The organism is uncultured Aquimarina sp. (genome assembly GCF_947495315.1).
Classification (GTDB): domain Bacteria; phylum Bacteroidota; class Bacteroidia; order Flavobacteriales; family Flavobacteriaceae; genus Aquimarina.
This window is the reverse complement of sequence record NZ_CANLYD010000017.1, coordinates 49,259-68,781: the sequence shown is the minus strand read 5'-3', so window position 1 is coordinate 68,781 and position 19,523 is coordinate 49,259. Positions and strand designations below refer to the sequence as shown.

The following is a 19,523-nucleotide window of genomic DNA, read 5'->3' as shown; positions in this document are numbered from 1 at the left end:
ATCAGACAGTATTTATGGAGGGAGATTTTGGAAAAAAGAAGAATACTGCCTGATCGTAGCTAATAATTATTAATCATCTTCATCTTCGGTTTCAAATGGGAAAAACTCTCTATTATCGTCCAGATATAAAGTTCCGCTTCTACCCAATCCAACAAAAGCGCGTGATCCATTATAAAAGGCAATAGCATCTTCTCTGGATATACCTTCGTATTCTGTTTTCTCTACCCAAAGATCAGTTGCAGGATTATATTCCCATATTGAGGTCGATGGACCAAGACCACTATTTCCGCAGGCAACATACCCTCTGTTTCCTATACTAAAGCCTACAGCATTATTTCTTGTAATTGTATAGTCATCATTATCATCCAGATCCCTTAGTACGCTCCAGATTTCTGTTGTAGTATCAAACACCCAAAAATCTTCCTGATTTATACCGTTAGAAATACCCGTTCCCAGATATACTTTATCTCCGATGGAAAAGGTCATCGCATCTCGTCTTTTATCTCCCCCAAAACCGACTAACTCTGTCCACTCATCAGAAACAGGATTGTATTTCCAGAAATCCTTTTTGTCATTATCACCATCAAAACCGGTCCCTACGTATCCAGAAGAATCAGAATTAAATGCAATAGCACCTCGCCTGTTCCCTCCTGTAAAATCAGCAATAGGAGACCACATATTTGTTGAAGAATTATAAAGGTAAAAATCATTTAATTCATTGTCGCCGTCAAAACCGGTACCTACATATGCATCACTGCCAATTGTAAATCCCACGGCAGCACTGCGTTCTACTCCAGGAAAATCTGCCAATTGACTCCAGAAATTCCCTTCTAGATCATATTTCCAGAAATCCTTTAGATAATCATCGCCATCAAATCCCGTACCCATATATCCTGTATTATTAATAGTAAATGCTACAGCACTGCTTCTGGGAGTTCCATCAAAAACGGATCGTTCCACCCAATTTCCTAATAGGTCATCATCATCATCATCAGAACAACTAGTGATGACAACTACCATTAGTGATGCCAACAATATTTTTTGTAATTGGAATGGATTTATTAAAAATGGATTATTTTTTGTTTTCATTTATTGTTTTATTTAAGTTAAACTTTAATCCCATAGATATATAAAAGGAACTATCTGATCCTATATCATATAGCTCGTTATTGTCATTGTCTAGTATTTTTAATTGGTTCCAAGGTGTATAACCCAGACTAATGGTAGTTGTCCAATTGGGTTGTATTCTATAATTATATTGGATCCCGGTATTCAGTGAATTATATTGTAATTTTGTGTTTGTTTGTAAACTACTATCAGGTAAAATAGCAGATGAAGAGGCATTTCCGAAAAGACCATTAAAAGTTGCTTTCCCCGAAAAAGTATGTCGCTCTCCGTGATTATAATTTATACTTGTTTCTGGAATACCTAATATGTAATTCCAATTAGAATTTATTTTTTTCCTAAAAGAAATAGCAGGAAAAAATTGAGGTTCACCAAATGGGGTTCCAAAACCTAATCCGAATGTTAGTATTGAAAAAGTTTCATTATTACCCCATCTTTTGGATACAGAAAGTATAGAGTTTATGATGAGATCATTACTGCTTAAACTTCCTTCTAAGTTGGAGGATATAACAGGCGAAAACATAATATTTCCTGACCAGGAATCATTAATCATATACCTATAAAACAACCGGAATCGTATATTATGAATCCTTTCATAAGGAGCTAGATCAAAATCGATAAAAGAATCCTTCTTATATAAAAAGTCATAAAGAGTATAGGAAACACCAAAACCTACCATACCTTTTCCTAGTCTAGTTCCAAAATTTAGATTTGCAGTGTATTTATCTATCTGGGTATCGCCAATATCAGGAATAACCGAATATTCAAAACCTCCTATTTCTCCTTGTGGATTCTGACTCCATAATGTATTAGCTATTCCTGAAAGCATTATTATTAATGTAAAATGACACCTCATTTCATACGAGTTTTGAGTAAAAATAGCATAGCATAAAAGCATCAAAAAAAAAGATATACCGGTATCCCTTTTTTATATACCAAAATAGGGTTTACCTCGATGAAACTTTGTTTATTAGATTGGTAGAGCGAAAACAGGAACTGGTATAGAGGTACTTGTAATTAGTAGATTATAGTTTTCTAATTCTGAAAAGTCTCTTTGTTTTGTTATTCAAATAATAAAACAAATGAGGGAACTATCAGGTTTATTAATAATAATATTGTCTATAATTTCTTGTTCCGATCGAGAAGGAGATATTCCTACACTAGAGGTAGGACAAGATTTTACAGATTCTAATGTTCGTATTATATCCATTGATACTTTTGCTGTCGAATTATCAACATTTAAGTTTGATAGTATTAATAGTTCAAGTAGTAATAGATTATTATTAGGACAATACAAAGATGAGTTTTTTGGTACAGTACGTGCTTCTAACTATTTCGAGTTAACAGCATTTGGCTACAGTCTTCCAGATGACGCCGAGCTAGATAGCATTGCATTAATTTTAGGATATGATCGATATTTTTATAGCGATACCACTAAGGTTGCGCAGGTAAATATTCATGTCCTTACAGATGAAGTTAATCCAGAAGACGATGTGTTTTATAATACCAGTTTACTCCCTTTTGAAACTACACCAATAGTTACACGAAACTATATTCCCGAACCATTTGATGAAGATTCTTTGCATATATCCTTACCAATTGAATTTGGTCAAACATTATTTGATTTGATACGTGATGGAGATATTAATGATGATGATGAGTTAATAAGAAAATTCAAGGGATTTACTTTACAACCTGGAGATGATGATGATGCTTCTGTTTTAGGCTTTTCAAAAAATAGTGGAAATACGTATCTCCGTTTTTTTTATTCTGTTCCAGGAGAATTTGGAGACGATGAAGAAACGTTCGATTTATCTATAAATTCTGCTACAGTTACCCCTAAATCCTTTAATAATATTAGAAGCAATGTAACCGGTACTTTTCTTGAACCATTGATTGATCAAGAAATTAACTTGTTGTCCAAAGACAGTGAAAATAGAAGCTATATTCAAGCGGGCATTGGTTATGCTACTCGTATTCAGTTTCCCACTATTCGTAAAATATATGATATCTCTGGTACCGGAACTATTCTTAACGCAACGCTACAAATAAAACCACCTCCACAAGTTTTTAGTGATGTGCTTCCTATTAGAGATTCACTTTTTGTTGATATAGCAGATCAAAATAATGAACTGGTCGATAGATTGTTCAACGGACAAGGAAATGTTTTTGCAATCATTAATGAAGAAAACATAGAGTTTAACGAAGTTATATATGAAATACCTATTGGGTTTTATTTAGAGCAGGAACTAGAAGAAGCTCCAATTATAGATAATGCCTTAGTACTTTTTTCACAAAACTTTAATCAAACCGTAGATCGCTTTATACTGGAAGGCGAAAGTAGCACTGACTTTAGAGCTCGGTTAATATTGACGTATGCCATTTATGATGAATAATAATTATTTAAAAATATTAGGAGTGTTATTTTTTTGGATATCTACCATAAAAGCACAAACCAATTCTTTAACAGGGTCTCCATATTCTTTGTTTGGGTTAGGTGTACAAACCAATTCTAATATCGGAAGAAATAGTGCTCTAGGAAAAGGAGGAATTGCTTTAGAAAGTAATTACTTATTAAATACACTAAATCCAGCATCTTTTACAGGTATTCCTGAAAAGAGTTTTTTATTGGATATAGGTTTTCTAGGAGAGCTAAATAATGTTTCTACTAATGATAAAGATGAAAACAGGTTTTCGTCTAACTTTTCTAATCTGGCAATGGGATTTAGTATTAATGAGAGATCTGGTATGGGTATATCTATAGTTCCCTTTACGGACGTCGGATACGCTTTAATCGGAATTGCAACTAACATTGAAGGATCTCAGGATCAATTTATTAGCAACATCATAGGTTCTGGTGGTCTCAATGACTTAAGCTTACATTATGGATACAGAATATATGACAATCTAAGTTTAGGTATGAAAGCTTCATTTTTATTTGGTGTTATTGATCAGACAGAGAACATCATTTTTGAAGAAACCTTTCTAAATATAGCGGAGGAGAATTATTACAACGGTTTCAGACTAGGATTTGGACTGCAATATAAGATAGATGACCAATATACTTTGGGCTTTACAACTGATTTCCCTACATCCCTAAGTGGATCACAGGACAGAAGTGTTTTCAAAAGTCTTGACTTTATTCCTACCGAGGTAGAAGATGAAAATGATCTAGCTATCGATAGTTTTGAACTACCACTGGAATTAGGTTTTGGAGCTAGTGCCAGATTTTTCAACTCACTTACTGTTAATCTTGACTATAAGGGCAATCTATGGGGATTTACGAAACAAAGTGATGACATTGGTGATTATGTAGACCAAAGTATTATTAGCCTTGGAGCTCAATATAGAGCGAAAGAGATAGGACTAAAATATTGGGAAAATATAGAATTCAGAGCCGGGTTTAATTATGATTCAGGATATCTAAAAGTGAACGACCAGACAATTAACAATTACAGCGTAACGGCAGGAATAGGTTTTCCAATTAGCATTAGAGGAGGTTCTATGATTAATATTTCATATGCGACCGGTCAACGCGGAACTGTTTCGGGTATTCTAGTAGAAGAAAAATTTAATATGATTAATGTAAACATAAGTCTTAAAGATATATGGTTTAGGAAACTAAAGTTTAACTAAAAACAAATAGATGAGAAATAACATTCTAACGGTAATAATAATTCTTGTTTGTAACATCAGCACTTTTGCACAACAAAAAATGAATGCAACCGAAATGGCTGATTATCAAACACAGCAAATGGTTGAGGAGTTAAACCTTAATAAAGAGCAAGCCGAAAAAGTAGAAGTAATCAATCTAAAGTATACAGAGAGAATGGTTGTTTTGATGGAAGCAGAAGGAAGTATGTTTGGTAAAATTGGAGAGATGAATGAAATAAAAAAAGGAAAATTTTCTGAACTGGAAAAAGTATTGTCTCAGGAACAATTAGAAAAGTATGAGGACGATGTAGCTCCAAATATCAAAAAACATCTGAGAAAAAACATGAAAATGTAGACCAAAATGAGAAAATATGTTAGCATTATTATAGGAGTTTCAATCATGATTCTAGGCATTTTGGCTTTTAATTTATTGAATACCGAAGACAACGAAAAAAAGGAAGAAGTCATAGCCGAGACATCTAAAAAAGTAATTAAAGTAAAACGAGTAGAATTAACTAATGTTCCTTATGCTATTGAAGCGACAGGTATACTTCATGCAAAAGAGAAAATAGAATTATATAGTGAAGTGCAAGGTGTAATTCGAAAAACAAATACAGCTTTTAAAATCGGTAATAGGTTTAGGAAAGGACAAGCTCTAATTGTTATGGATAGCAAAGAACATACCGCTCAAATTAAATCTGCCAGAAGTGATTTAATGAATCAAATTGCTACTATGCTGCCAGATATGGAAATAGATTATCCTAATATTTACAAAAAATGGGAAGTTTATTTAGAAAACCTTAGTGTGAATTCAAAAACTCCGGAACTACCAAATTTTAGTACTAATGAAGAGAAACTTTTTGTATCCGGAAAGAATATTTATAGTGCGTATTACAACATTATAAATTTAGAAGAACGTTTGAGTAAATACTATATCAATGCCCCTTTTAATGGAATAGTCACAGAGTCTACTGTAAATGTTGGGACTTTAATTAGAAGTGGCCAAAAAATTGGCGAGTTTACAGATGATTCCAATTTTGAACTCAATCTTTCGATACCCGCGTCCGATAATAAATATCTTAAAAAAGGAATTACCGTTCATCTTAAAACAATGGATGATTCTCAGTCATTTATTGGACAAATAACACGAATAAACGGAAAAATAAATCAGGATACACAGAGTGTTAACGTCATTGTAGAGGTTAGTAATGGAGACCTAAAGGATGGTCAATACCTAAAAGCCCAAATAGATGGCGGCGATTTAATAGACGCCTTTAAAATAGATAATGCGCTCATTCTAGAAAACAATATGGTCTATGTTGTAAAAGACAATCTGTTAGAATTGAAGCCAATAAATATTGTCAATTATCAAGGTAATACTTCTGTTATAACTGGTCTGGAAGCAGAAACTCTTATTGTAAACCAAAGCATTGCGAATGCTTACCCAGGTATGCCAGTAGAAATTTTAGAATAATTATGAAAAACTTTCTTGGTTACTTTATAAAATACCCAGTTGCTGTAAATATTTTTATAGTAGGCTTTTTAATTTTTGGCTTTCTAGGATATCAAAAAATGAATTCCTCATTTTTTCCTTTATCTGATGCTAAAACCATACAGATTACAGTTACTTATCCGGGAGCCTCTCCTGAAGAAGTTGAAGAAGGTATCGTCGAAAAAATTGAACGAAACCTTAAAGGTATTATAGGTATTGACAGAGTAAGTTCTGTTTCGCAAGAAAATAGTGCATCTGTAACAATTGAAATTCTGTCTGGTTTTGACATCAATTTGGTATTAGATGAAGTAAAAAACGCAGTCGACAGAATTCCTTCATTTCCAAAAACTATCGAACCTCCGGTCATAGAAACAATTAAACCAACACGACCTGCTATTTCATTCATTATTACCGGTAAAAATATTCCTTTGCGAATTTTAAAGGAGTATGCACAAGATATAGAAAATGACTTACTTAGGATTGATGGAATTTCGCAAATTTCACTAACAGGTTTTCCTGATGAAGAAATAGAAATTTCTATTTCCGAAGCTAAACTTAGAAATTATAACCTGACATTCGAAGAAGTTGCAAAGTCTATTGCAGAAGCTAATATTAGTATTTCCGGAGGATCCATAAAAACTAAGGATGAAGAATTTTTAATTAGGGCAAATAACAAAGAGTATTTTGCAGACAACCTTAAGGATGTAGTTATAAAATCCTCTATTGATGGATCAAAAGTATACCTTAGAGATATTGCCAAATTAAATGACACCTTTAGTGAAAACCCTGATAAACTCTTTTATAATGGAGAACAAGCAATTCAAATCGACTTAAAAAACACGAATTCTGAAGACTTAATTAGTAGTGTCGAAAGTGTAAAAAACTATATAAAAGAGTTTAATGCTACAAATAAAAATATTGAATTAAAATCAACTTTCAACACCGCAGACCTTATAGAAGATAGGATCTCGCTATTACTAGAAAATGCCCTCGTAGGGATGTTACTAGTTTTAATACTTTTATCTTTCTTTTTAAGACCTAGTGTAGCATTTTGGGTAGCTTTTGGATTACCAATATCTTTCTTCGGAATGTTTATTCTTTTACCTAATTATGGAGTTACTCTAAATATGCTTTCCATGTTTGGGATGATTCTGGTTATAGGTATACTCGTTGATGACGGTATTGTAATTGCCGAAAACATCTATAGTCGACGAGAAAAAGGAGAGTCTCCAATACAAGCCGCTGTAAATGGTACATTAGAAGTACTAAAACCTATCCTTTCTGCCATTGCCACTACAATATTGGCATTTTCGGTATTCTTCTTTTTAGACGGTCAAATAGGTGACTTTTTTGGAGATATTGCTCTTGTAGTTACATTAACGTTACTTGTATCTCTAATCGAAGCTTTATTAATTCTTCCGGCGCATTTAGCACATTCTAAAGATATTAAGAACATCGGTAAAGTAAGCAAGTTTAATAAACTGGGGGAACGATTCATGGATTATTTACGGGATAAAATATACAGTCCTGTTTATAAAAAATGTCTACAGAACAAGTTTTTGTCTTTTGCTATCATATTATTCTTGTTCATAATCACAATTGGTGCTTTTACAAGTGGTATCATAAAATTAACATTTTTTCCTACGAACGCAAGTGATCAAATTGTTGCAACAATAAACACACCCAAAGGAACAAGTGAACGTGTTACAGATTCGATTGCCACTTACATAGAAAATAATGTTTGGAAAATCAATAAAGATTTAGGTCCAAACGAGATAAACGAATCTCATATTACCGGTACCGTGAAGCGTATAGGTCCAAGTAGTTCATCCAGCAGTATTACAATAAATCTATCCCCTAGCGAAACACGTTCTATTTCTTCTATAGAAATTACAGATAAAATTCGAGCTTCTGTAGGTAATATTCCGATTCTCGAAAAACTATCCTTTAATTCTGGTGCTAATGTTGGTGGAGCGCCTATCTCGGTATCCTTACAAGGCGAAAATATTGAACAGATTAATAAAGCCAAGGAGATCATATACTCCGAATTAAAGAAGAACCCTAATGTTAAGGATATTGTGGATTCAAGTCCTAAAGGTATCAAAGAGATTAATTTGAAACTGAAGGATAACGCACAACTGTTAGGTTTAAGTTATAATAGTTTAATGACACAAGTTAGAAACGCTTTCTATGGAAATGAAGTACAGCGAATTCAGCGAGGTCAGGACGAAGTAAAAATCTGGGTACGATACGATAAACAGAACAGATCAACAATCAATAACATTAATACAATTGAAATCAGTACGTCAAATGGACGGATTCCTCTATCAGAAGTAGCGTCCTATACTATTGAAAGAGGCGAAGTAGCCATTAATCATTTAAACGGAATTCGAGAGGTAACTGTAGAAGCGGATGTTGATAATGCTAAAGCCAGTGCTGCAGATATCATGATAGATTTACAAACAAGAGTTGCTAAACAAATAGAAGATAAATACCCTGAAGTTACAGTTTCTGCAGAAGGTCAAAATCGAGAAGTTAATAAAATTGCAGACTCAGCAACTGCAGTTTTCCCTGCCATTATTTTTCTGATATATGTAGTTATAGTATTCACTTTTAGATCATTCAGTCAGCCATTTATATTGCTAGCACTTATACCCTTTAGTATTATAGGTGTGGCTTGGGGACATTACTTACACGGCTTTCCTATGAGTATTTTATCGTATTTAGGTATTGTTGGTTTAATAGGTATTGTAGTAAACGATGGTCTGGTATTTACTAATAAGTTTAATTCATTTTTAAAAGAAGGATTGAAATTTGAAGAAGCTCTTTACGAAACCGGGAGAGCACGTTTTAGAGCCATTTTCCTGACTTCGATAACTACTATAGCTGGTCTTGCTCCTTTGATGTTAGAAAGAAGCCTTCAGGCACAGTTTTTAATACCAATGGCCATTGCTATTTCTTATGGAATAGCGATTGCAACCATATTAACACTATTCATTCTTCCCGTTTTTCTTTCGTTTTCAAATACAGTTAAAGTCTATATAAAATATGTAAGAACAGGTAAAAAACCAACCAGAGAAGAAGTAGAACGTGCAATCATAGAACAAAAAGTAGCAAATGAAAAATTTTAAAACTTTAACAATACTATTAGCTATTCTTATTATTTCTCCAGCAGTCTCACAAAATGTACTTACTGTGGATGAAGCTATAAAAATTGCGGTAGAAAAGAACTATGACGTGCGCATTGCAAAAAATAATACAAAAGTTTCTGATATTGAAAAAAGAGTATTAAATAGTGGTTATCTGCCTACAGTTTCACTTTCGGGTGGTATAAACTATTCCGATGAAGCTCAAAATGTAACTTTTTCTGATGGTAGTAACACTAATATAACCAATGCAATAACAGAATCCTATAATGCTTCCGTTACTGCAGAGTATACAATTTTTGATGGATTGGAACGTAAATTCAACAATGAAAAAAACAGTGAAAATTTCAATCTTAAAAAAATTGAAGAGCGACAATTAATAGAGAATACTATTGTCTCATTATATGATACTTATTATAATGTAGCATATCAAAAACAGATTACTGAGAACCTCCTTCTAAATATTAAAAACTCTAAAGATCGTCTAGAACGTACAAAAAAGAAATTAAAATATGGACAAGGCTCAAAATTGGATGAACTAAACGCACAAGTAGATCTTAATAATGATAGTATTTCATACGCTTCTGCGTACAAAGATTTTAAAAACCTAAAGCGCAACCTAAACCTACTATTAGGTAGAGATATTATCACTGAATATGCTGTAGACACCACGGTAGTTTTTTTAAAAACACTTAATGAAGATAGCATCTTACAAAATGCAATTAATAATAATGTAACCTCTTTACTGAATAGGCAAAACATATTATTGAGCGAGTTAGATATTAAAATAAATAAAGCTAAATTTCTTCCTAAAGTTAATGGTAGTGCAAGTTATAATTGGAATGAAAGTATGAACCCTGTAACCTCATTCGCGCTTAATAACGAAACGTACGGTGTTAATTTAGGACTGAATTTGTCCTGGAATTTATTTGATGGAGGAAAAAGTAAAACGAAAGTTCGAACATCTAAAATAACAAAACAAAATCGAGAAATTGAACTTTATAAGGCTCAAGAAGAATTAAAAACAGAAGTTTATAACGCCTATGAAGACTACTTAAATAAGCAATTTACTCTTAAAGCTGAAAATCATAATATAGTAACAAACCAACTGAATTTTAATCGTACACAAAAGCAATTTAGTCTTGGTCAGGTATCTGCAGTCGAATTTAGGCAAGCACAAATCAATTTATTCAATGCCTTAAATAATAATGCAAAAGCAAAATATGATTTAAAGATTGCTGAGATTACTTTACTTCAATTAGGAGGAATCTTGTTAGAATAATAAATGATTTGTTTGTTTCGGTAGATTTATAGTGTGATTTTTATAACTAATTTATGCTCACTAGTTTTTCAGATCAATCTCTATAAATCTAAGTTAGCCCGTAGTTTTGTATTACGGGCTTTTTTTATTTTATGAGTTAAAAAATATATAAAAACTGGAAGAAAATTAAAAAATAAGCAAAACGTCATTGCACTAAACCAGAAAACTTTGCACCACGGAAACCTTCTCTTTTTCTACCCCAACCTACCCCAACCATCCATCACGATCCAGGCTACGATATTGTATTGCTTCAGAAATATGATCTCCTTTAATCGATTCTGCTCCTTCGAGATCAGCAATGGTTCTGGAAACTTTTAGAATTCTATCATACGCTCTGGCAGAAAGATTTAATCGTTCCATAGCTGTTTTTAATAACTCTTTAGAAGCCTCATCTAATGCACAATATTTTCGGATTTGTTTAACTCCCATCTGAGCGTTGTAGTGAATTTTTTGAGATTCAGAAAATCGAGCAGTTTGAATATCTCTTGCTATAGTTACCCTTTTTCTAATATCCACACTACTTTCTCCTCTTCTTTCTTCACTCAATTTATCAAAAGGTACAGGAGTTACTTCGATATGAATATCAATACGGTCTAACAGAGGCCCTGAGATCTTACTAAGATATCGTTGCATCTCTGCTGGAGAAGAGGTCACTGGTGCATCAGGGTCATTAAAATATCCTCCTGGACTAGGGTTCATGCTTGCTACTAACATAAAACTCGATGGATAGGTCACAGTAAACTTTGCTCTTGATATTGTTACCTCTCGATCCTCTAATGGTTGACGCATCACTTCCAATACTTCTCTTTTAAATTCTGGGAGCTCATCCAGAAACAAAACTCCATTATGTGATAATGAGATTTCTCCTGGTTGCGGATAACTACCTCCGCCTACTAATGCAACATTTGTTATATTACTAAATGTGGAGGTTATAATTTAATTTATTATTTACATCGCAAAATTTAGTTTAATATATCTAAACACCTATCCATAACTTCCTCATTGTTAATAACTACAATACTTAATTTCTTTCTTGTTCGTGTCATAATTTGTGACAACATTTTTGTTGGATGATAATACGATTGATATCCTTTAGTTGATAATTGATTTGTAGAGTCATAGAAAAAATAAGAGTCTATAACCGCCACTACAGCATCATACTCTTGACCAACCACCTCGTGAGTACTATCTTCACCCAATATTTTGTAACTATCATAAGGCAAAATATATATTGATGGTGTATAATTAACAATTTTCCATCCCTCGACTCCCAATTGTTCGATGTAAATACTTGCATCTTTAGTATTACTAAAATAATTTAATTCAATGTTAGAAGTGTTACTTTTATAGTTAACCCCCTTATCTAATAAAGAAATAATGAATGCAGCGATTTCTTTATTAGTTCGAATTTTTTTAGTTAACTTGAACACTTTAGAAGCTGTTTTGTCTTCAATTTGCTTTTCAATATCGTTATTTATTTCCCATTGGTGTAAACATTGAGATTTGTCATAAGAGAAAACACAAACTGAGTTATTAGCTTTAGCATTATCGATTATATTTTCTAATTGTGTTGGGTATATCCTTTGAGTTTCATCTACAACAACAATATCATAATTCTTTAAATCATAATCCCTTAAGTGTTTTGCAGGAATAATTCCCCATTTATATTTATCATTTAGAACTTTATGTCCTCTATTCAAATTGCCACAATGAACCAATAAAACTCTCTCTTTATTTTCTATTAAATATTTTACAATATCATAAGTAACTAAAGTCTTTCCAGTTCCTGCTTTACCACTAATTGAGATAAATGAAGCCTTCTTTTTACTTAAAGCTTTTATAGATTCCTTTTTGATTTGTTCTTGCTGATTGGTCAAAAAGTATTTGTTTTTTATAAACTTTTCTGTAGAGTTAAATGGAGATACTAAGTAGTTTGAAGGATTAAATAAACTATCTACATTAGAGATTTGTTTTAAAATTTGATTTTCTAAAAGATGTACTAATTCTTTTAAATCTCTAACCACTAAATTATCGGAATCATCTAAAGTATAAAGTTTCTTTTCGCTTGAAACAAAAGTATAATAATGAGTATCTGTTCTCAAAAAACCTAAATAATACTTATTTCTTTTTAGTTGATTAATTATTTTTACCCCAGTATTTTTACTTTTTAATTCAACATTTATATTGTAGTTTTCTCCAAACCTTAACAAGTCGAATTCTTTTCCAATTTGCGGAATGTTGTAACCAAAATAATAATCTTTTAAGTTTTCAATATTATTATCAACCTTAAACAAATGTGACACAAATAATTTTAAATCATCTAATTCGGTAGATTTAGGTTTGACATTGAAATAATCAAAATATTTAATGTATAACGGTCGATTAAGTTTATTGTAAGCTTGGATAATGGATATTAAATTTACTTTTTTCAATATGGTTCGTTTTTAGTTTTTGAATATAATATCAAAATTAACGTTTTGATTAGAACTGTAAATACAATTGAGTAAATAGGATGTCTATCATAAAGTATTTAGTAAGTTCAAATAGATATATTATTTTTAACCATTTTAATTTTTAAAATTAATTTTGTGTCAGTTTTACGGAACTACCATTGTCAAGACCCCATTGAATTCCAAATAATACTACACTATTACCTTCACTCTTAAAGTTTTCCCCAAATCCACCATTAAGAGTAAAAGCATCATTTATTTTGTATCGGATAGAACCAATTGAACGTGATTCATCGTTATTTTCACTATCACGGGTTATGTATTCATATGCGAATGATAACCTTTTAATTTCAAATTCTATTTTCCCTCCATAATCCGTTTTATCTTCCGAAAATAATTCATTCGTTTCTTCATTTAAATTTATCCCATCTTTTAAAAATCTGAAAATCCCATAAAAATGAAGGTAACTTCCTTTACTAATATCAGAAGTCTTTAAAGCAAAATCACCTGACAACCATATTCCAAATCTACCAAAAGTATCATCAAATTCCTGTTCTTCATCTCCTAAGAAATAGCTATATGCAATCGCCATATCTAAAACAAAAATAGGTTTCTCTTTAAACAAATCATCAAAATTATCACCTATAGTCTTATATGTTGGTAGATTAGCTATTTGTTCATTCCTTTGCTCATTTGTTAAACTGCGTTTTGCTAAAATATCTTGTACAGCTTGAGTATTTATAAATTGAGAATGTCGTTGATACAATGACTTCATTTTAGTTTTATAACTGTTTAATTGTGATTTCGTTCTTATAGAAATTAGCCTTGTACGTGCTCCAACTGAAATATACGATTGGGGTTGATTGAAAACTTCGAAATCTCCATTTAACAAAGCTAAAGAGAATGAAGCTCTTTTCCATAAATCTCCAAATATGTCATAACCGTCATAATCATCTGCATTTGTAGGTGATGGATTACTACTAGTTAAGTTATTGTATTTAAAAAAATTCATGTTTTTTCTTGTAACATACCAATAAGGCTGGAATTCTATAGCATAATTATTGTTGGATAGACCATTATTAGTATTTCCAGAAAAAGCATTTAAAGTTTGAATAGAGAAAGACTGAATGTTTTCTGGTACAATAATATTTGATGGAGTAACATCCATTAGAACAAAAGCTGGTGAGTTAGGAGGCGCTAAATTTTTTAAAGAGACACTTGGCTCATTAACCTGAGAATAAACATTAAACCAAAAGAATATTACTAAAAATATCAATAAAAGTTTTTTCATAACAGTATTTTTAAATTAATTTTAGTTCACTTTCCACAAAACAAGTCTTGGTTGAATAGAATGATTCTACGGTAACTTCCGTTTTATATGGTGATGGATTTCCTCCTTTAACTTCTGAAGTATAGGTATTCTTAATTTGCTCTATTGCCAAGTTAAAAGTTTCCTCATTTGATATATTATTATAGAATTTGAAATAAGTTATAACTCTGAAAATTTTGTCCTTAACTACATTTCCCTTATCTAACAATTTCCAACCAGGATTTAATGTAGGGTCGAAAGGAGAAATGTTTGAATAAGGAGTTTCATCTTCAGATGAATTATACAAAAAACCAGAAGTCATAGATATTGCTTCGGTTTGTACAGATACTTTTAATTTTATTGGTGTATTATCCCCAACATTTAGATTATCCATATGTGCTAAATTTTAAATTAATAAATATATCATCCCTAATGAAACACAAAAAAATGCTCAAAATAGAGAATACAATTCTTCTAGATAAAAATACGGTGGGGTAAAAAATTCTTTTCGGGGGAAATTATAATTAGGGGTAAGAAATTTATTTATAGCAATTTACAAAAAAATAAATAACAGCACAAATAAACAGGGAAAATACCTCCTTATTATTCGTGCTATAAAATATTAACTCTATTTTAGATTAATAACTTGTAGAATTAAAAGCCATATCTTTTGACCTGCTTCTCAGTATGAACTGCTCCACAACCTTTGCTACATATAAAAGATTGATATGGAGATTGTGTTAGTACCCATAAGCCTGTTTGTTTTTCTTCATAACCTCTACCTACAAATCGTCTACCACAGATGTTACAAGTATTCTTAACAGATTCACCATTTGAAGCAACTGAGTTATTAGAATATTCTTCAATCTTTTCATCTAGAAAAACAAGCACCTCATCATTATAGCGATTCGCAAAACCTCTTGATTCCAGTAATGCTTTATATTCTAACGTTTGTTTTCGTTGTTGTTTTAAATCGTGTAATATTTTTTTAGAATTACGATAAGTAGAATTTTCTTCTTTATTAAGAATTCGTTGCATATTACTATTCAAAGAACGTTTAGCAAATTCAATATCATTTGGTAATTTTTCTTTACCACATCCAATTGTTAGGGTAATAATAAAAATTAAATAAATTATTTTTCTCATAATATCTTATAGTTTTTCTTCAACTGTAAATAATATAGCATCGCTTGCATTGTCTCCATCCTCTGGAAAATATACTCCGAAAAAGATTGTGCGTTTTCCTGATATTATTTCTATTAATCCTGCATCAGTAATATTACCATCACCTTGATAACATAAATCAGTGCATTCATCTAGTATGATTACATCTTCAAAGGATTTACCAGTCAACACTATATCAGGCTCAATATTAGCTCCTGTAATTCTAACATTAAACATTCTGTTTGATTCAGAAATAGTTACTTCGACAGGAACACCATTTTGTATACCTGCATCCATTACTGCGGAGAAACTACCTGTAAACTGATTTGAATTAACTGAATTACTACTATCATCAGAACTACAAGAGTTTATAGTAACAACACAACTAACTAGAAGAATTATTTTTTTCATTTTTATAATGTTTTAAAGTTTTTTCAAATATAATAAATTTTGCCGAGCAAACAATCCCTTACTTGCACGGATGAATACCTAGTTTACTACCAGTAAATAATTAATAATGGCACGAACTAGAAAAACACCAATACCCGAAGTAGTACTTGAATTTGGAAAGAGAATAAATAAATTAAGATTAGATAGAAAAATGTCTCAAATGGACGTAGGTGCAGCTTTAGGAATAGATAGAGAAAATGTACGGAAATATGAGAAAGGGTTACAAGAACCCAAATTGTCTACAATAATAAAGTTTGCTGAGGTATTTGAAATATCTATAGATGAATTATTAGGTATTAATATTGGTGAATCTAAATAGTTATAGATTCATATAAATATTATCTAATTCGGCTTGTCTTATACCTAAATAGGTTCTAGTAACCTTTGATGATGAATGATTAAATAATTCTGATAAATAAATTAAACTTCTTTCACTTTCACTATCATTAGCCCAGACTCTTCTACCAAATGACTTTCTTAAACTATGGGAACTTACCTTACCCTTAAAATATTTTTTAATTAATCTATTTACGTGTTGAATACTATAAACAGTACCTTTTTGACTTTTGAAAGCTCTACCTTTTATATCACTATCAAAATAATTTAACGCAGTTTGTATATGTTCATTAATAACTAGGCTACGTTTCTTTTTAGTTTTACCTTCAATAATCTCTATTTTCTCTTGTCTCAGGTCATCAAAAGATAATTTTAATAAATCATCAATTCGTAAACCTAAATTAACACCTACCACTATTAAAAGACCAAATGAAGGATTTTCATTTGATTTAATAAGTTTCATTCCTTTATTAAGTGCTTTATCAAAATCTATATAAGTAGAACCTGTCATAATTATTTGCATTAGAACATAAATATAATGTTCATTTATGAGTTTTAAAAATATAAATGAACTTATTTTATATAATTACACTTGAAAACCCTTGTAAATACTAGAAATGTTCATTTAGTATATAAATGAACATTATTATAGTACTTTATTACTCTATTATTATATTAATTTCTATTGTTAGAATCCCTTCTGGTACTATTATCTTTACTTTTAAAAATTAAAACCTATTTATATATGATAGAAATAACTAAAATAACAGAAGAAAATATTACTACAGATGGTGATTTAAACATTTCTCTTCTAGTAAATGAAATAAACAATAGATTGGGAAATTTAGATAAAAACATAAATTCTGTTAATACCAAATATGTAAATTTAAGAAAGGCTTTTGTTAAACTTAAAGAAGATATTGCTGAGCAGTTTGAACAAACTAATCAAAATATAACTAAACAAATAGAAGATATAATTAAAGAACATTTTGATGAGGAAAAGTAATAACTATAATAACAGTATTAACATTAATAATATTAGAAGTATTAAAACTAACACTAATAATATTAGGAAATTTAACAGGGAGTTAAAGTAAAACTTAAAATATAGTTACTATATTTGTATAAATAATTAAACAATTATAAAATAAAAATCCCCTATACAAAGTATAAGGGATTAAAATAAAGTAGAGTCTGCGGTGGGATTCGAACCCACGAACAACGACATGCAACATCGAGACCTTAAACCACTCGGACACGCAGACCCTTAATAATAATCGGATATCATTGGCGTGATGTCCGATTTTGTTTTACAAATATACGAAATTAATCAGCACCCTCATTTTACAATTACCTTGCACTTATTAACAATACATACCGAGTTATTGACCTCCTTTCTGTAGATAAATCATCTTTTTTAAGTGACAATTAAAAACTAATAATCCTAACTATTATACATTTTTTTGCAAAGGTGGTTTTATTAAAATAATGATTGAATCCAATTTTCCCATATACCCCAAAGAACAATAATAACTATAGCAATACGAATAACCCATTTACCAATTGGGTGATAAAATATCCACATTCTAGGGTCATTCTTTTTATAATTCTTCATACTTATCTAAATAAAATAATAAGAGCCGTAAAACACGACTCTTATTATTAATACCTTAATTTATAGTAAATTAATTAGCTTTCAAATACTACCGATTCTTCACCAAAGATTTTTACAATAAACTCTTTTAATGATGGTGCTAATATTTTATACATTCCTAATTTATCCTCTGGTATGTCTTTTTCGGAAACAGTAAGAAAATATAGAATACCTTGAGGTACTCCTAAAACTTCACAAATTTTCTCCATTGTGTCTGGATTAGGTTTATGCACCCCTTTAACTATATGAGATAAAGATGTTGGGCTTTTACCAATTCTTTTAGCAACTTCCAACTGAGTTAAACCTCTTTTTTTGATTAGCAAACCTATTATCTGTCCTATTTCCATAATGTATGATTTATCCAGAATCACCGCCTAAATCAGTAAGTAAACTGATAATTTTAATAATTTTAATAAAAGTATCAAAATACTCTACCTCTGTTTTAGCTTTAGAAAGCTCCTGTTTTATTTCTTTTAGTAATTCTTTGTTTTCAGAAGAAGTATCTTCTTTTGAGATAGCTTCATCAATTCTTTTTAATAATGTGTTTTTTTCTAACATTACCTTGATTTTTAATTAAACTAATTTTTAATATCAAGGCTTAATAATATTAAACCCTAATAACTTATGGTGATAGTGTTAACTAAAGTCAAAGGGTGGTAGTCATCTAAATTTTTAAAGTGAAAACTATGTGTTTTGGTGAATGCTTCTCTTAAATTTCTTAATCTTTTTTTAATACCATTAAGAACAAAATCAATTTGTTTCTTTAATACTTGAACAAGCTTATACTGTTTCTTAACTTCTTTAAGCTCTTCCAAAAGTTCAAGTAAGTCAATTTCATCTGAAGGATTATAGTATCTATATTTTTCAATCCTGATATTATCAGTTAATCTCTTTACTCTTTTAAATAAAGTCTCAAAATTAACATCTAAAATTGAAGCTTTCTCATCTACTGTAGGGATTCTGCATTCAATTCTAGAAAAAGGTTTTCTTTCCAATACATCTTCTAAAACCTCTGCACTTAAATCATATTCTGAAATCTTTCTCGAAAGGGAAGATATTTTCTTTGCTAAGTTATTCTCCTCTCTATTCTTTATTTCAATTAAATAACTAACAGGTCGGTTATGCGAGATAGTTAAATTGGAAAAACTACTATTAATTTGATTAGAATATTTAGAAATCTCTTTAGCTTGTTTAACAACAGCCATATCATAACTAAGCACAGGCATACTATTGGTAACAGCATCAGCAATTTTAGCCATAGCCAAATCAGCACCATTTATAGGTAGTTTATCAATTTTTTTCTGCCATTTGATAAGGTTATCAATTGACTTACTATTAACTATTGATGCTGGAGGTTTTATTTTGGCTGCCATAAATATTACAATTACATTACAAATTTAAGTATAACTTAAATAATATCCA

General features: G+C 30.8%; 19 protein-coding genes, 1 tRNA gene and 1 pseudogene. 8 read left to right on the top strand and 13 right to left on the bottom strand.

What is annotated here, in order from left to right:
* Positions 1–69: 69 nt before the first annotated feature.
* Together Q0910_RS23520 and Q0910_RS23515 are read right to left on the bottom strand one after the other, a co-directional pair.
* Positions 70–1,089 (bottom strand): kelch repeat-containing protein, encoded by a 1,020-nt coding sequence (locus Q0910_RS23520; RefSeq protein ID WP_299222230.1) that lies wholly within the window; start codon positions 1,087–1,089, stop codon positions 70–72.
* A complete protein-coding gene (locus Q0910_RS23515) occupies positions 1,073–1,981 on the bottom strand; it encodes a DUF6268 family outer membrane beta-barrel protein (RefSeq protein ID WP_299222228.1) in 909 nt (302 codons plus the stop codon). Before Q0910_RS23515 ends, Q0910_RS23520 begins: the two co-directional genes overlap by 17 nt.
* A 226-nt stretch (positions 1,982–2,207) precedes the next feature.
* On the opposite strand from Q0910_RS23515, the gene Q0910_RS23510 reads away from it, so the two are divergent.
* Genes Q0910_RS23510 through Q0910_RS23485 form a run of 6 tightly spaced genes read left to right on the top strand, consistent with a single transcriptional unit; the run spans position 2,208 to position 10,699 of the window.
* Entirely contained in the window at positions 2,208–3,521 is a 1,314-nt protein-coding gene (locus Q0910_RS23510) for a DUF4270 family protein (protein WP_299222226.1), read from the top strand.
* Positions 3,502–4,761, top strand: coding sequence for a hypothetical protein (locus Q0910_RS23505; RefSeq protein ID WP_299222224.1), 1,260 nt, complete (start codon positions 3,502–3,504; stop codon positions 4,759–4,761). The genes Q0910_RS23510 and Q0910_RS23505 overlap by 20 nt, the downstream gene beginning before the upstream one ends.
* A 10-nt stretch (positions 4,762–4,771) precedes the next feature.
* Entirely contained in the window at positions 4,772–5,134 is a 363-nt protein-coding gene (locus Q0910_RS23500; protein WP_299222222.1) for a hypothetical protein, read from the top strand.
* Between the two features lie 6 nt (positions 5,135–5,140).
* Positions 5,141–6,253 (top strand): efflux RND transporter periplasmic adaptor subunit, encoded by a 1,113-nt coding sequence (locus Q0910_RS23495; protein WP_299222220.1) that lies wholly within the window; start codon positions 5,141–5,143, stop codon positions 6,251–6,253.
* Positions 6,254–6,255: 2 nt separating this feature from the next.
* Positions 6,256–9,402 carry an efflux RND transporter permease subunit gene (locus tag Q0910_RS23490; protein ID WP_299222218.1) on the top strand — a complete coding sequence of 1,049 codons (3,147 nt, stop codon included), beginning with the start codon at positions 6,256–6,258 and terminating at the stop codon, positions 9,400–9,402.
* Positions 9,389–10,699, top strand: a complete 1,311-nt coding sequence (locus tag Q0910_RS23485) for a TolC family protein (protein WP_299222216.1) — start codon at positions 9,389–9,391, stop codon at positions 10,697–10,699. The genes Q0910_RS23490 and Q0910_RS23485 overlap by 14 nt, the downstream gene beginning before the upstream one ends.
* Positions 10,700–10,942: 243 nt before the next feature.
* On the opposite strand, the pseudogene Q0910_RS23480 reads toward Q0910_RS23485, so the two are convergent.
* The 6 genes and pseudogenes from Q0910_RS23480 to Q0910_RS23455 all read right to left on the bottom strand — a co-directional run.
* A pseudogene (locus Q0910_RS23480) lies at positions 10,943–11,650 on the bottom strand (ATP-binding protein); the annotation flags it as partial.
* A 50-nt stretch (positions 11,651–11,700) separates the two neighbouring features.
* The gene (locus Q0910_RS23475; RefSeq protein WP_299222214.1) at positions 11,701–13,170 is read right to left on the bottom strand and encodes an ATP-binding protein; all 1,470 of its coding nucleotides are present in this window, start codon (positions 13,168–13,170) and stop codon (positions 11,701–11,703) included.
* 148 nt (positions 13,171–13,318) lie between these two features.
* The gene (locus Q0910_RS23470; RefSeq protein ID WP_299222212.1) at positions 13,319–14,479 is read right to left on the bottom strand and encodes a hypothetical protein; all 1,161 of its coding nucleotides are present in this window, start codon (positions 14,477–14,479) and stop codon (positions 13,319–13,321) included.
* A gap of 10 nt (positions 14,480–14,489) precedes the next feature.
* The gene (locus Q0910_RS23465; protein WP_299222210.1) at positions 14,490–14,891 is read right to left on the bottom strand and encodes a hypothetical protein; all 402 of its coding nucleotides are present in this window, start codon (positions 14,889–14,891) and stop codon (positions 14,490–14,492) included.
* 260 nt (positions 14,892–15,151) lie between these two features.
* Positions 15,152–15,643: a hypothetical protein gene (locus tag Q0910_RS23460; protein ID WP_299222208.1), complete on the bottom strand. Its 492-nt coding sequence runs from the start codon at positions 15,641–15,643 to the stop codon at positions 15,152–15,154.
* Between the two features lie 6 nt (positions 15,644–15,649).
* The gene (locus Q0910_RS23455) at positions 15,650–16,072 is read right to left on the bottom strand and encodes a hypothetical protein (protein WP_299222206.1); all 423 of its coding nucleotides are present in this window, start codon (positions 16,070–16,072) and stop codon (positions 15,650–15,652) included.
* A 106-nt stretch (positions 16,073–16,178) separates the two neighbouring features.
* On the opposite strand from Q0910_RS23455, the gene Q0910_RS23450 reads away from it, so the two are divergent.
* Positions 16,179–16,430: a helix-turn-helix transcriptional regulator gene (locus Q0910_RS23450; protein ID WP_299222204.1), complete on the top strand. Its 252-nt coding sequence runs from the start codon at positions 16,179–16,181 to the stop codon at positions 16,428–16,430.
* Here the strand turns inward: Q0910_RS23450 and Q0910_RS23445 are convergent, their stop codons facing one another.
* Positions 16,431–16,970 (bottom strand): tyrosine-type recombinase/integrase, encoded by a 540-nt coding sequence (locus tag Q0910_RS23445; protein ID WP_299222202.1) that lies wholly within the window; start codon positions 16,968–16,970, stop codon positions 16,431–16,433.
* Positions 16,971–17,192: 222 nt separating this feature from the next.
* On the opposite strand from Q0910_RS23445, the gene Q0910_RS23440 reads away from it, so the two are divergent.
* A complete protein-coding gene (locus Q0910_RS23440) occupies positions 17,193–17,453 on the top strand; it encodes a hypothetical protein (protein WP_299222201.1) in 261 nt (86 codons plus the stop codon).
* A 185-nt stretch (positions 17,454–17,638) separates the two neighbouring features.
* Here the strand turns inward: Q0910_RS23440 and Q0910_RS23435 are convergent.
* The 4 genes from Q0910_RS23435 to Q0910_RS23420 all read right to left on the bottom strand — a co-directional run bounded on the left by Q0910_RS23435 (position 17,639) and on the right by Q0910_RS23420 (position 19,474).
* Positions 17,639–17,712, bottom strand: a tRNA-Ala gene (locus tag Q0910_RS23435).
* Between the two features lie 424 nt (positions 17,713–18,136).
* A complete protein-coding gene (locus Q0910_RS23430; RefSeq protein ID WP_299222199.1) occupies positions 18,137–18,448 on the bottom strand; it encodes a helix-turn-helix transcriptional regulator in 312 nt (103 codons plus the stop codon).
* Positions 18,449–18,458: 10 nt separating this feature from the next.
* Entirely contained in the window at positions 18,459–18,659 is a 201-nt protein-coding gene (locus Q0910_RS23425) for a hypothetical protein (protein WP_299222197.1), read from the bottom strand.
* A gap of 56 nt (positions 18,660–18,715) precedes the next feature.
* Positions 18,716–19,474 carry a hypothetical protein gene (locus Q0910_RS23420; RefSeq protein WP_299222195.1) on the bottom strand — a complete coding sequence of 253 codons (759 nt, stop codon included), beginning with the start codon at positions 19,472–19,474 and terminating at the stop codon, positions 18,716–18,718.
* Positions 19,475–19,523: the final 49 nt, after the last annotated feature.

Coding starts and splice junctions, on each gene's coding strand:
- Q0910_RS23445 (WP_299222202.1), bottom strand. CDS start 16,970: ATGCAAATAATTATGACAGGTTCTACTTATATAGATTTTGATAAAGCA.
- Q0910_RS23495 (WP_299222220.1), top strand. CDS start 5,141: ATGAGAAAATATGTTAGCATTATTATAGGAGTTTCAATCATGATTCTA.
- Q0910_RS23520 (WP_299222230.1), bottom strand. CDS start 1,089: ATGAAAACAAAAAATAATCCATTTTTAATAAATCCATTCCAATTACAA.
- Q0910_RS23465 (WP_299222210.1), bottom strand. CDS start 14,891: ATGGATAATCTAAATGTTGGGGATAATACACCAATAAAATTAAAAGTA.
- Q0910_RS23485 (WP_299222216.1), top strand. CDS start 9,389: ATGAAAAATTTTAAAACTTTAACAATACTATTAGCTATTCTTATTATT.
- Q0910_RS23425 (WP_299222197.1), bottom strand. CDS start 18,659: ATGTTAGAAAAAAACACATTATTAAAAAGAATTGATGAAGCTATCTCA.
- Q0910_RS23450 (WP_299222204.1), top strand. CDS start 16,179: ATGGCACGAACTAGAAAAACACCAATACCCGAAGTAGTACTTGAATTT.
- Q0910_RS23500 (WP_299222222.1), top strand. CDS start 4,772: ATGAGAAATAACATTCTAACGGTAATAATAATTCTTGTTTGTAACATC.
- Q0910_RS23440 (WP_299222201.1), top strand. CDS start 17,193: ATGATAGAAATAACTAAAATAACAGAAGAAAATATTACTACAGATGGT.
- Q0910_RS23430 (WP_299222199.1), bottom strand. CDS start 18,448: ATGGAAATAGGACAGATAATAGGTTTGCTAATCAAAAAAAGAGGTTTA.
- Q0910_RS23490 (WP_299222218.1), top strand. CDS start 6,256: ATGAAAAACTTTCTTGGTTACTTTATAAAATACCCAGTTGCTGTAAAT.
- Q0910_RS23515 (WP_299222228.1), bottom strand. CDS start 1,981: ATGAGGTGTCATTTTACATTAATAATAATGCTTTCAGGAATAGCTAAT.
- Q0910_RS23470 (WP_299222212.1), bottom strand. CDS start 14,479: ATGAAAAAACTTTTATTGATATTTTTAGTAATATTCTTTTGGTTTAAT.
- Q0910_RS23455 (WP_299222206.1), bottom strand. CDS start 16,072: ATGAAAAAAATAATTCTTCTAGTTAGTTGTGTTGTTACTATAAACTCT.
- Q0910_RS23505 (WP_299222224.1), top strand. CDS start 3,502: ATGCCATTTATGATGAATAATAATTATTTAAAAATATTAGGAGTGTTA.
- Q0910_RS23510 (WP_299222226.1), top strand. CDS start 2,208: ATGAGGGAACTATCAGGTTTATTAATAATAATATTGTCTATAATTTCT.
- Q0910_RS23420 (WP_299222195.1), bottom strand. CDS start 19,474: ATGGCAGCCAAAATAAAACCTCCAGCATCAATAGTTAATAGTAAGTCA.
- Q0910_RS23460 (WP_299222208.1), bottom strand. CDS start 15,643: ATGAGAAAAATAATTTATTTAATTTTTATTATTACCCTAACAATTGGA.